Origin of the sequence: Pseudoalteromonas sp. P80D2, from assembly GCF_036680945.1 — a bacterium.
Lineage (GTDB): Bacteria > Pseudomonadota > Gammaproteobacteria > Enterobacterales > Alteromonadaceae > Pseudoalteromonas > Pseudoalteromonas shioyasakiensis.
Map to the genome: position 1 here is coordinate 24,474 of NZ_JAZDAR010000033.1, position 11,318 is coordinate 35,791.

17 protein-coding genes are annotated in these 11,318 nt (G+C 42.1%); 2 read left to right on the top strand and 15 right to left on the bottom strand.

Annotated features, from left to right (window positions below; all coding sequences use genetic code 11):
- Positions 1 to 121: 121 nt before the first annotated feature.
- The 15 genes from VRK28_RS08845 to radC form a co-directional block, all read right to left on the bottom strand.
- Complete coding sequence (locus tag VRK28_RS08845) at positions 122 to 1,063, bottom strand: DUF4097 family beta strand repeat-containing protein (protein WP_062565962.1); 942 nt, start codon at positions 1,061 to 1,063, stop codon at positions 122 to 124.
- An 11-nt stretch (positions 1,064 to 1,074) separates the two neighbouring features.
- Positions 1,075 to 1,560, bottom strand: a complete 486-nt coding sequence (locus VRK28_RS08850) for a hypothetical protein (protein WP_332393778.1) — start codon at positions 1,558 to 1,560, stop codon at positions 1,075 to 1,077.
- On the bottom strand, positions 1,547 to 2,098 hold the full coding sequence (locus VRK28_RS08855; RefSeq protein ID WP_054554197.1) for an RNA polymerase sigma factor: 552 nt from the start codon (positions 2,096 to 2,098) through the stop codon (positions 1,547 to 1,549). The genes VRK28_RS08850 and VRK28_RS08855 overlap by 14 nt, the downstream gene beginning before the upstream one ends.
- Before the next feature lie 142 nt (positions 2,099 to 2,240).
- Positions 2,241 to 3,989, bottom strand: a complete 1,749-nt coding sequence (locus VRK28_RS08860; RefSeq protein ID WP_332393781.1) for a DUF7305 domain-containing protein — start codon at positions 3,987 to 3,989, stop codon at positions 2,241 to 2,243.
- Entirely contained in the window at positions 3,982 to 4,506 is a 525-nt protein-coding gene (locus VRK28_RS08865; RefSeq protein WP_332393782.1) for a prepilin-type N-terminal cleavage/methylation domain-containing protein, read from the bottom strand. Before VRK28_RS08865 ends, VRK28_RS08860 begins: the two co-directional genes overlap by 8 nt.
- Complete coding sequence (locus tag VRK28_RS08870) at positions 4,503 to 4,904, bottom strand: type IV pilus modification PilV family protein (RefSeq protein ID WP_054563395.1); 402 nt, start codon at positions 4,902 to 4,904, stop codon at positions 4,503 to 4,505. The genes VRK28_RS08865 and VRK28_RS08870 overlap by 4 nt, the downstream gene beginning before the upstream one ends.
- Positions 4,901 to 5,353, bottom strand: a complete 453-nt coding sequence (locus VRK28_RS08875; RefSeq protein WP_332393783.1) for a GspH/FimT family pseudopilin — start codon at positions 5,351 to 5,353, stop codon at positions 4,901 to 4,903. Before VRK28_RS08875 ends, VRK28_RS08870 begins: the two co-directional genes overlap by 4 nt.
- Positions 5,354 to 5,358: 5 nt before the next feature.
- Positions 5,359 to 5,790 carry a type IV pilin protein gene (locus tag VRK28_RS08880; RefSeq protein WP_306464842.1) on the bottom strand — a complete coding sequence of 144 codons (432 nt, stop codon included), beginning with the start codon at positions 5,788 to 5,790 and terminating at the stop codon, positions 5,359 to 5,361.
- A gap of 302 nt (positions 5,791 to 6,092) precedes the next feature.
- Positions 6,093 to 6,545 carry a 50S ribosomal protein L9 gene (rplI, locus tag VRK28_RS08885; protein WP_054554192.1) on the bottom strand — a complete coding sequence of 151 codons (453 nt, stop codon included), beginning with the start codon at positions 6,543 to 6,545 and terminating at the stop codon, positions 6,093 to 6,095.
- 35 nt (positions 6,546 to 6,580) lie between these two features.
- The gene (rpsR, locus tag VRK28_RS08890) at positions 6,581 to 6,808 is read right to left on the bottom strand and encodes a 30S ribosomal protein S18 (RefSeq protein ID WP_002962753.1); all 228 of its coding nucleotides are present in this window, start codon (positions 6,806 to 6,808) and stop codon (positions 6,581 to 6,583) included.
- Positions 6,809 to 6,820: 12 nt separating this feature from the next.
- The gene (gene priB / locus VRK28_RS08895) at positions 6,821 to 7,123 is read right to left on the bottom strand and encodes a primosomal replication protein N (RefSeq protein ID WP_036973732.1); all 303 of its coding nucleotides are present in this window, start codon (positions 7,121 to 7,123) and stop codon (positions 6,821 to 6,823) included.
- A gap of 67 nt (positions 7,124 to 7,190) precedes the next feature.
- Positions 7,191 to 7,532 carry a 30S ribosomal protein S6 gene (gene rpsF, locus VRK28_RS08900; protein ID WP_036973113.1) on the bottom strand — a complete coding sequence of 114 codons (342 nt, stop codon included), beginning with the start codon at positions 7,530 to 7,532 and terminating at the stop codon, positions 7,191 to 7,193.
- 228 nt (positions 7,533 to 7,760) lie between these two features.
- The gene (rpmG, locus tag VRK28_RS08905; RefSeq protein ID WP_022946036.1) at positions 7,761 to 7,916 is read right to left on the bottom strand and encodes a 50S ribosomal protein L33; all 156 of its coding nucleotides are present in this window, start codon (positions 7,914 to 7,916) and stop codon (positions 7,761 to 7,763) included.
- A gap of 11 nt (positions 7,917 to 7,927) precedes the next feature.
- Positions 7,928 to 8,164, bottom strand: coding sequence for a 50S ribosomal protein L28 (gene rpmB / locus VRK28_RS08910; RefSeq protein WP_036973115.1), 237 nt, complete (start codon positions 8,162 to 8,164; stop codon positions 7,928 to 7,930).
- Between the two features lie 273 nt (positions 8,165 to 8,437).
- Entirely contained in the window at positions 8,438 to 9,112 is a 675-nt protein-coding gene (gene radC / locus VRK28_RS08915) for a RadC family protein (RefSeq protein ID WP_332393787.1), read from the bottom strand.
- Between the two features lie 144 nt (positions 9,113 to 9,256).
- Here radC and coaBC point away from each other — a divergent pair, with 144 nt between their 5' ends.
- Together coaBC and slmA are read left to right on the top strand one after the other, a co-directional pair.
- A complete protein-coding gene (coaBC, locus tag VRK28_RS08920; RefSeq protein ID WP_332393788.1) occupies positions 9,257 to 10,450 on the top strand; it encodes a bifunctional phosphopantothenoylcysteine decarboxylase/phosphopantothenate--cysteine ligase CoaBC in 1,194 nt (397 codons plus the stop codon).
- A 112-nt stretch (positions 10,451 to 10,562) separates the two neighbouring features.
- Positions 10,563 to 11,150: a nucleoid occlusion factor SlmA gene (gene slmA, locus VRK28_RS08925; RefSeq protein ID WP_054554189.1), complete on the top strand. Its 588-nt coding sequence runs from the start codon at positions 10,563 to 10,565 to the stop codon at positions 11,148 to 11,150.
- Positions 11,151 to 11,318 lie beyond the last annotated feature (168 nt).

Here is an 11,318-nt window from a genome sequence, read left to right on the forward strand (position 1 = left end):
TTATCACTTCATTTATCTGTCGCTATTTAAGACCAACAACTTAACACGATTGGTATAAGCGGGAAGTCCTCCCGCTTTATTGTAATTGAGTGAAATATTGTAATTGAGTGAACTCTAATCGTTATTTCTGTTTACGAAGTTCAATACGTCCACTAATCGTATCCATTTCGATATCAGCATCCCCACCGTTAATACTAAATTCTAAGTCGCTAGATGGGCCATATTTCGCCTTCGTTGCTTTGTCATCGCTGAGCTCATTAACAATTTTACCGTTAGCGTGAGCTTCAATTTCAAACTTTGCCGATACATCAGCTGGGAAGTAAAACTCTGCATCACCACTGACTGATTCAAAACGAATATTGGCATCTGCAAGTAACTTGTTGATGTGAACTTCAGCTTCACCATTTACGGTATTGATGCGCAGCTTTTTAATTGCATCAAAAGCAAAGTCGATATCACCGTTTACATTTTCAAGGCGAACATCTTGTGCTTTGGTTTTTGACTTAATGTCGCCATTCACCGCGGTAAAGCGTAAAGCACCTTGCGAGTTTTTATCGTTAATTTCACCATTGACTGTTTCAAAACGAATATCACCGTTTAAGTCGTGGGCATTTACATCACCATTGACCGTTTCAAAGCTCATGTTGCCGCTAATATCTTGCACTGTGATATCACCGTTGACGGTATCAATCTCTGCGCCTGCTTCAAGCTCTTTAGCACTAACTGTGACATTCACCCCAGCAAATTCAAGCTCACTGCTTTTTGGCATGTAAATGGTTAATCGAGAACCGTCACCGCTATTCCAGCCACCTAAATTACGCGGCATTTTTACGATAAATTCAACACGGCTGCCTTCAACCTCTAAACGATAGCCTTGGGCTTTATCGTCAAGCTCACCTTCGATTTTAAGTTGTGGTTTATCCCACCCTTCAATGCGTACATCACCACGTTGGTTTTCAATAAAAATGCGTTTATTTGCAGGTACATCAATTTGCTCATTAATGGTTTGTCCCGCCATTGCCATCAGTGGCAGTAATCCTAAAGTTAAGGCTAGTAATTTCATAATTGTCACTCCTAAATCGTTTGCCACTTCGGTGCATGCACCTTGTTAATTAAGTCCAGTTGTTGCTGATAAACCTGCGACAGCATTTGTAATAAAGCTGGGTTTTCAGGTTCATTCTCAAGTGCTTGCTTAATGGCACTTTCGGCTTCTTCTAACTCTTTTAGTTGTTGCTGCCAGTTATCGGTTAATGCAGGTTGATTTTGATACTGCACCAACAAACCTTGCTTTTGCTTGGTAAAATAATCGCTCATTGCCATCATGCTATTTGGCTCACCTTGGCCAACAAAAAGCTGTACGGTCAATAGTGCGGCTATACAACAAGCGGCAACTGCAGCGAGTTTATTCCAGCCATAGTTTGGCTTATCAGTTTGCTCTGGTTGCCCTGTTGCAATTGCTCGCTCAACACCGGGCCAGAGATCTTTGTCTGGGCTAATATCTTGCTTATGGTTAAGCGAGTCATTTAAAAATTGTTCAAATTCTGGCTTACTCATTTTCATACCACTCTTTTAATAACTGCCTTGCACGGTGAAATTGCGATTTACTTGAACCGACCGCCATATCAAGCATGCTTGCTATCTCTTCATGGCGATAACCTTCAATTGCATGAAGTACAAACACCATACGTGCTCGCTCAGGTAGTCTCAGTACTAATTTATCGAGGCCGTTAAAGCCGTCGCAATCTGCTGCGCTTTGCTCATCCATACCGCTTTGTTCAAAACTCACTACTTTTTGAAACCAGCTTTTATGTTTGCGAATGTAGCTAATCGCAATATTGCTGGTAACACTGTGTAACCAAGTCGAAAATTGTGAGCGTCCATCAAAGTTCGCGATTTTGTGCCACAACTGTACAAACACTTCTTGTGTTGCATCTTCGGCGTGCTCTTTGTCTGCAAGTAATCGCAAACAAAGGCTATAAACCCGCTTCACATGCAACTCATAAAGTGTTGCATAGGCTGCTTGATCACCGCTTTTTACGCGCTCTATCAAGGCATGCTCACTTTGCTGGGCGAACGCTTGTTCTGCATCTATCAACATCCTGGATGTTGTCCTTTATGATTATTGTTGTGAATTTAGTGTATTAGACGTAAGGAGGGATTCAAAAGGTTTAAATGAAATTAATTTTTTTTGTGTAAGCTACAAACAATTGAGTTTACACAATTTTATTTGAGGCTTTGCGTTATTCTCCAGGTGATGCTTCGCTTTCTTCTTCAGTTGTTTCTGCGGTTTTGTAGCTCCAACCTAAAAATACGATACGTGCCGAAGAAGCAGGCGTGCCGCCATTTTGTACTTGTAATAAACCTGCATCATAGTGAGCACCACTGCCCCCTGTTGCGGTAATTGTTGAGCCACGCACACTACCAAACAGCTCACCACTGCCCGATAGCTTCACTGTTGTCAAAGGGGCATAAATAGCCGCATATAAATTCGCAGCACCACTAAATTGCACACCATTTACACCATTAAATGATGAGTAGAATGATAACGACGGATGACCACTGGTGGTTAATCCTTCTTGCTCAGTAATGACTTTTGCGCCTGCACCTATATTTACTTTTCCGGTTAATAACACTGTTAAGCTACTGTCTTTTTTAATTGTTAGGCTAGTATCCCCTTCCATCGAAAAGTCGCCATCAATCAGTAAAATAACATCACCACCAGAAACTTCCATTTTGCCGTCACTGGTCATCTTGAGTCTATCAAGTGCAAAAATGTACTCTTTGCTATTACTGCCATTGGCTTGGTTTTGCGCTTTAGAGTTAAACAAGAAAATATCGGCAAGGCTCGGCAAAATTACTTGGCTACCACCGCTACTAAAAAAGCCCTTTTCAGTATTAAGTTTAAATTGTTGCGTAGGACCAATCGAAACAGAACTATAATTGCTCACTTGATCTGTGATGTCTGTCATTTTCTCTGGCAAAATTAACGGGTCGCAACTGGTGTCTGGATTTGTTGGGTCATAATCGGGGGCTGTTGGGTCAGCAACGGTTATCGGTTCTACATTCGGGTTTACGTTAAACTTGCTATCACTGTAGTGCACACCATCTTGTTGATTATTGTAGGTGTCTTTAAAATCGCCTGAGCCGCCATACATAATATCCAGAGCTTCGCCTTGGCTATTCGTAATGAATGTTGACCACTGCATTTTCGCATCACCATTGGCTCGCACAACCCCCGAAACAGTCCCACCACGGTGGGTATAATAACCTCGGGTATAGACATTACCGTCAACACGTAAACCACTGCCAGGAGAGATATAAACGCCGGTATTTGAATGGATATTACCAATAATTGGTGATGAACCATTTAAGTAGATAACCCCGGTTGCTTTTACATCGCCTTTTATCGGTGAATGGCCCGATAGCACCACATCTGAATCACCAGCAATCGTTGAAACATCACCATCATTAGATTTGGTTTCTTCATAGGTGCCTTTGCTCGAATCGTAACTATCGATACTGCCACTTCCCGACAAGTTAACCCCTTTACAGCCCACCATCGCATTAGTGAAAATCGAGCTTCCCTTCGCGCCTTGTACAGCAAAACGGGCGACTAAATTACTTTGCGCATCACCATCAAATCGTTGCCCTAAGCTTGCAATTTCAAGCTCACCGGCAGCGTTTTGACTTAAACTGGCATTAAAAATGGCATCATCAGCGATAACACCAGAGCCCGATGCATTACTGGTTTTACTGATCAAATCTTCAACCGCTAATACACCTTCCTCATTCAAGGTTTGTTGCAATAACTTAGCTTGTTCAAACACACCTTTTTCAGCCATTAAGCGACTGTTTAATTTCTTTTGAAAGTTACCACTTAAGCGCTCTTGAACAATGTTTTCACGCAGCGAACTAAGCACCACGATGCTGGCCATACTGGTCAAGATCAACACTGTTATTAGGGTAAAACCATTTTGCTTGTTATACACTGCCAGCTCCGTATGCTTTGACTAATATTGCATTGGTTAAGGCAATATCAATATTAATGCCATTGCCAAATTGAGCAGGTAAATCATTTGGCTTTACAGTAACGGTAACAAGCTCCCCGGCGATATCAAATGACAAAGCTTCGATACCTGTCAGTAATCGCTCTGAGGCAGCACCATCGAGTGAACACATTAAGTTACTGCCATTTAAGCTATATACTTCAACCACCTGCGCAGTTGTTGCAGAGCCATCACAGGCAATGACACCACTTGGCTGAGTAATAGTAATCGTGCTTTTATCTGCACTTATGGTGGGTGTTAGTTGTGTTTGCTTTATGCTGCGGTTGAATACTTTACTGGTATAGCGAATCACTTCTTGAGCGTTTTCAAGCTCTTTACTCACCTCAATCGTGCTTTTAATCGCCGAGTAAGACCAGCTCACCCCAGCTAATAAAAAAGCACCTGCTGCCAATGCCACCATCAGTTCAACTAAGGTAAAACCCTGAACGCGTTTATTCATGAGCAAACCGCCGTTAAATCAGGGAAACTGGCATTTAGACTAATTTGATTTTCTGCATTATCTGTCATGCGCTTATCAACCCAAGCCACATTAACTTGCATATCATCACTGTAAGTAGCTGGGATTGTCAGTTGATAATCACTCACTTGTGGCGCGAGGGAAGCTCTAAATGTCGCGTCTTGAAAAAGTGCGGTATTGGTTTTTTGAATTTCACAAATACGCGGCCACAAACGCTCAATGGTATTTTGCCCTTGAATAAGTGACACGGTGTAATTAAAGCTATTGGTTGCATATTGCAGCGATTTGAGCTGCGCTGCCGCCAAGCCTAATAATGCGATGCCAGCGATCACCACTGAAATCATCACTTCTAATAATGAAAAGCCTGCCTGCTTATTCATGCACATCCTCGCTGTGAATTTTCTACTAACCAGTTTTGGCCACTTTTAAGCACACACATCACGTAATCTGTGGTGTTTGTGTGTTCATCTTTGACTAAAATTTCAGCTTGTTTATCAACTTCGCCACTGGCACTAATAGCCAATGCGACTAAATTGACGGTAACACCGCTTTTTGTGACCGAAAATTCTTTTAAAACTGTGTCTACCCCGCCCTCGTTGAGGATCACTTGCCAGCTATTATTACTGACAACTAGGTTAATAGGTTTGTCGCGTTTGACCGCTTCACTGCGTGCAAATTTATAGGCGCTATTTAATTGATTTGCAGTTGTTACCACGCGATCTTGCAAAATTTGTTGGCTAAAAGACGGAAAAGCAAGGGCTGCCATAATGCCAATAACACTCAGCACAACCATTAACTCAATTAAGGTAAACCCTGCAATTCGACGCAATTGTGTTACTCCCAGCAATCACTAAATGAAGCGCTATAACTACCATCATGTTTAACGGTTAAGTCACCACAGCGATCACTTGCTTGCGCCGAACCCGATTTAGGAGCGGCTTTTAAACTGTAGCCACGATTTTTAAAGTCGCTTACAGCACCTGATACTTTATCTGTTGCTGTGTAGGTAAAGGTGTAATAGTCGGTATTTTGGGTTACGAATGCATTAGGGTAGCCGCCATTTCGTGAATAAATACGTTCAAGGCTGGCGCTGTATTGCAGTAACTCTTGTTGAATATCAGCACGGCGACTACGTTGCATGTGCTCAGTGTAAGCAGGCAATGCTACGCTATATAAAATCCCTAAAATAGCGATCACGATAAGAATTTCTACTAATGTAAAGCCTGTTTGTTTACCCATTCCATGTGGTACTAATGCACTTTTCAACCTCAACCCCTTAATACTTTTTAACCAGCACAATATAAATGACAGCGTTGTCAGTGTCAATTTTAACCAATTTACTTTTACTCATTCGATTATACTGATAAGAATAAGAAAATTAAGAAAAAAGAACGTATGTTTGTAAAATGGGTAAGATTATAGGATGGCATTTATATGTTTAAAATATAGAAACCAATACTATTGGATGATCAACGAAGAGGCAATAGCGGTACAAAATGCTACAATTTATAAATTTCGGGCACAAAAAAGCCGCACCTAAGTGCGGCTTTTTTTACTTAATATTGCTATTAAGCTTCAGCGATAACGATTACTTTGATAGTAGCCGATACGTCTGAGTGTACTGCGATTGCTACGTCAAATTCGCCAGTCTCACGGATAGTACCTAGAGGTAAACGAACTTCTGATTTAGCAACTTCAACGCCAACAGCTGAAATAGCTTCAGCGATGTCGCGAGTACCGATAGAACCGAATAACTTGCCTTCGTCACCAGCTTTAGAAACTAGTGTAACTTCAGCTAATGCTTCTAACTTGTCAGCGCGAGCTTGAGCAGCAGCTAGATCTTCAGCGATCTTAGCTTCTAAATCAGCACGACGTGCTTCGAAAGTTTCGATGTTAGCTTTAGTTGCAGGAACTGCCTTACCTTGTGGGAAAAGGAAGTTACGTGCGAAGCCAGATTTAACTACAACCTGGTCACCTAGGCCACCTAGGTTTGCGATCTTGTCTAGTAGAATAACTTGCATGTCTCTACACCTTTTAAAAACTGTTAATCCGCTGCTTACTTATGTAAGTCAGTGTATGGAAGAAGGGCTAAGTAGCGAGCACGCTTGATAGCAGTTGCTAGCTGACGCTGATATTTAGCGCTAGTACCTGTGATACGGCTAGGTACGATTTTGCCACTTTCTGTAACATAGTTTCTAAGAGTAGCTAGATCTTTATAATCGATTTGTTGTACGCCTTCCGCTTTAAAGCGGCAGAACTTACGACGTCTGAAATAACGTGCCATGAGTAAAATTCCTCAAAAAATTCTTTCTATATGTTGAGCATGCAAGACCAATTGGCTTAAGCCGTTTCGGCCTTCGTGACGGTTTAAAAACCCCGTCACTTGCACTTGTTGCCCAACGTGCAATTGTTGAGTTTGTTGTTGCATTGGCGTGCCGCTGGCAACAACTTGAAGCCTGACATAACTATTACGGTTAAGGTCTGCTTCAACTTGCATCGATTTATGTTCAAGAACAAAAATACAATGCGGTATACCAGCAGGGCTTTGACTATATTTAGGTGTTTTACAAACAACCCCAGATAATGTCAGCTGATTCATATAAGGATTAAGCGGTTGGCTCATCTTTTTGTCTCAACTGCAAGCGCCATGCTTGAACTCAAAACGATTAAGCAGCTGGTGCTTCTTTCTTCTCTTCTTTCGCAAGAGGAGATGCTTCAGTTACAGCGTCTTTAGTACGCATAACTAAGTTACGAAGCACTGCATCGTTGTAGCGGAAAGTAGTTTCTAGCTCGCTGATTACTTCAGTAGGTGCTTCAACGTTCATAAGAACATAATGAGCTTTGTGAAGCTTGTCGATTGGGTAAGCCAATTGACGACGGCCCCAGTCTTCAAGACGGTGGATAGTACCACCAGCTTCAGTGATAGAACCAGTATAACGTTCGATCATACCAGGTACTTGCTCACTCTGATCAGGGTGAACCATGAATACGATTTCGTAATGACGCATGGATATTCCTTACGGTTAATAGAGCCTTCTACCGTTTCGGCCAGTCGGTTTAAGGCAAGGAATTAAATTTAATAAGCCGAAATGAGCGCGCATTTTACGCTTAGATTGATAATTAAGCAAGATAAAACAGCAAGCCAAGCTAGATTATTGTGCCCTATTAAGACTTTCTAAGTTGCAAAAAACAAAAAACCCAGCCGAGGCTGGGTTTTTGAATTCTGAAAACTAAAATTACTTGATTTTAGCTTCTTTGAAAATCACGTGTTTACGAGCTTTAGGATCGTATTTTTTGATTTCCATTTTTTCAGGCATGTTACGCTTGTTCTTGTCGGTAGTGTAGAAAAAACCAGTACCAGCAGTTGAAACTAAACGGATCTTATCGCGCATGATTCAGTTCCTTAAACTTTTTCGCCACGAGCACGGATTTCTGTAAGAACCGCGTCGATGCCTTTTTTATCGATAATACGCATACCTTTAGTAGTAGTGCGTAGTGTTACAAAACGTTTTTCACTTTCAACCCAAAAACGGTGAGTTTGTAGGTTAGGTAGGAAACGACGTTTAGTCGCGTTTCTCGCGTGTGAACGGTGGTTACCAACCGCTGGACGCTTACCTGTAACTTGACATACTTTAGACATGTCTATATATCTCCAATAACTTCGCTCGAGCTTAATTTTCCCTTAGGCCAGTATTTGTGCCCCGGGATAAATCGAAGGGCGCTCTTTATACAGCTTATACAGGCAAAGATCAAGTAACAGATCTTATCCAATCAGCTCATGTGTAAATTTGATAGCGGCTAATTATAAAGATCGAATGCCCTTAGGGAAAGTAAAAACTGCATTTAAATTAAACTAATTTCTAAAATCGCCCTAAACTGCTCATTTTTAACACACTCTCTAATACAGTTGGCTCTATATAAGCCCTCTTTCGGCAAACGAAACACAATTTTCACCACCCACTATGATGTGATCCAGCACATTTATGTCAATTAAGGCTAAGGCTTGCTGTAATTTTGTGGTGATTAATTTATCGGCCTGACTAGGTTCAGCAACCCCACTTGGGTGGTTATGAGCAAGTATCAGAGCCGCCGCATTATTACGCAGTGCAGCTTTAACAACTTCGCGTGGGTAAACAGAAGCGGCATTAATAGTGCCGTAAAAAAGTATTTCGTCTTTAATTAGCTGGTTTTGACTATCTAAGTACAGCACCATAAATACTTCTTGCTGTAAGCCTCGCAGCTGAATAGTTAAATAGTCATACACTGCTTGCGGCGAAGTAAATAGAGCCTCGCGCTTACATTGCTCAAGCATATAGCGCCGGCTTAGCTCAAGTACCGCTTGAAGCTGCACATACTTAGCAGCTCCTAAACCCTTTTGGGCACAAAACTCTTGTTCAGATGCATTAAATAAGTCGTGCAAAGTGCTGTTTATATCGAGCAGGTGCTCAGCCAGCTCAATGGCATTCATGCCCGGCACACCGGTACGTAAGAAGATTGCTAATAACTCTGCATCTGAGAGTGCTTTGGCGCCTTGGGCAAGTAACTTCTCCCGCGGCCTTGCTGATAAAGGTAGATCGGTTAATGGCATTGCTTCATCCTTAAAACAACTATTCCATTTATTAAACTGTACTATAAAATCCAGTTTTTGCCTGTCAGTAAAAAAGAAAACTTCATGCTATCGGTAAAGATTTGCTATCGTTAGCCCATATCGACAAAGGTTAAATTTCACGTAATGACAAAATCAGTAAATAAAAAAATCCTGCTAGGTATGAGTGGTGGTATTGCAGCCTATAAATGCGCAGAACTTGTTCGCCGTTTAAAAGATCAAGGCTGTGAAGTAAAAGTCGTCATGACCGACTCAGCAAAACACTTTATTACTCCTTTAACTATGCAAGCGGTTAGCGGTGAGATTGTTTCTGATTCATTACTCGACCCCGCAGCAGAAGCCGCAATGGGTCATATCGAATTTGCCAAATGGGCAGACCTTATTTTAGTCGCCCCAGCAACCAGTAATATTTTAGCCAAAATGGCCATGGGTATTGCAGATGACTTACTAACAACCCTACTACTGGCTACCCCTGCAAAGGTAGCGGTTGCGCCTGCAATGAACCAACAAATGTATTCCCACCCTGCTACACAAGCAAACCTTGCCACACTAAGTGAGCGCGGCGTGGCTATTTGGGGCCCAGGTAAAGGCGAGCAAGCCTGTGGTGATGTTGGCGCAGGACGCATGTTAGAGCCTCATGAGTTAGTCGCGCTTTGTACACAACCTGAGGTAGAGCCATTACTTGCAGGCAAAACTATCACAATTACTGCAGGACCAACCCGAGAAGCCCTCGACCCTGTTCGTTATATCTCTAACCACAGCTCAGGCAAAATGGGTTATGCCCTTGCAGAAGCAGCGCTTGCACTAGGTGCAAAGGTAAATCTGATTTCAGGCCCCGTAACAATTAAAGCACCTGCTAATGCCCTGCTTACTAACATAGAAAGTGCTGAGCAATTACTTACCGCCTCAATGAAGCTAGCCGCGCAATCGGATGCTTTTATCGGCTGTGCAGCAGTGGCTGATTACCGTGCAGCAGCAATTCATGAGCAAAAGATGAAAAAGCAAGGTGATGAACTAACCCTCACTTTAGTTAAGAACCCAGATGTCATCGCTAACGTCGCAGCGCTTAGCGAAAACCGCCCTTATACCGTTGGCTTTGCGGCAGAAACTCAAGATGTTGCAAGCTATGCACAAGGTAAATTAAAGAATAAAAACCTCGATATGATCTGCGCAAATGACGTATCAAAAGAAGGTCTTGGCTTTAATTCTGATCATAATGCTTTAACACTCTTCTGGCACAATGAGCAGCTAGATTTAGCAATGGGAAGTAAAAAAGATTTAGCCATGAGCGTAATGACTGAGCTTGCCAAGCGTTTGTAAAAATGCTGGAAAGAAACTGAATAAAACATTAACATAAGCCACTCATTTGCACAAAAAATGGCTTGTCTGACTCCCAACAGCGCAAGTAATAAATTATAAGAAAGGAATGGTCATGCCTGCGACAAAAAGAAGTAATCGCAAAGAGCAGATTCTGCAAGCACTCGCACAAATGTTAGAAACCAGCCCAGGTCAACGTATCACCACCGCAAAACTCGCGGCTGAGGTAGGTGTGTCTGAAGCTGCGTTATATCGTCATTTTCCGAGTAAAGCACGGATGTTTGAGGGCCTAATCGAGTTTATTGAAGATACCCTGTTATCACGCATTAACCTCATTTTAGAAAATGAAAAAGAAAGCCAAACACGTGTATACAATATTTTGCTGTTATTGCTAGCCTTCGCCGAGAAAAACCCGGGCATTACCCGCATTTTGACCGGTGATGCCTTACAAGGTGAACAAGAGCGTTTACGTGAACGTGTACAGGGCTTATTTGAAAAGCTAGAAACTCAGTTCAAGCAAGTGCTACGCGAACGCAAACTTCGCGAAGGTAAAGCATTCCAGTCAGACGAAAGCACCCTAGCCAACTTCTTACTCGCCTATGTAGAAGGTAAGATGAATCAATTCGTGCGCAGCGACTTTAAAGCAAAACCAAGTGCACAATTTGAAAAACAATGGCCAGAACTACAAAAGATTTGGTTGTAGGAAATTAGCCGTAGGCGCGATTTCATATCGCGCAACGGTGAAATTAAAATTACGCGGGGTAAACCCGCTGCTACCCTTTTAACTAAACCTAGCGACCACTTTTTTAGCTTATTGATCTGACTCCATAAAAGTAGACACCTTTTTGGAGTCAGTAATCATGAAAGTAAA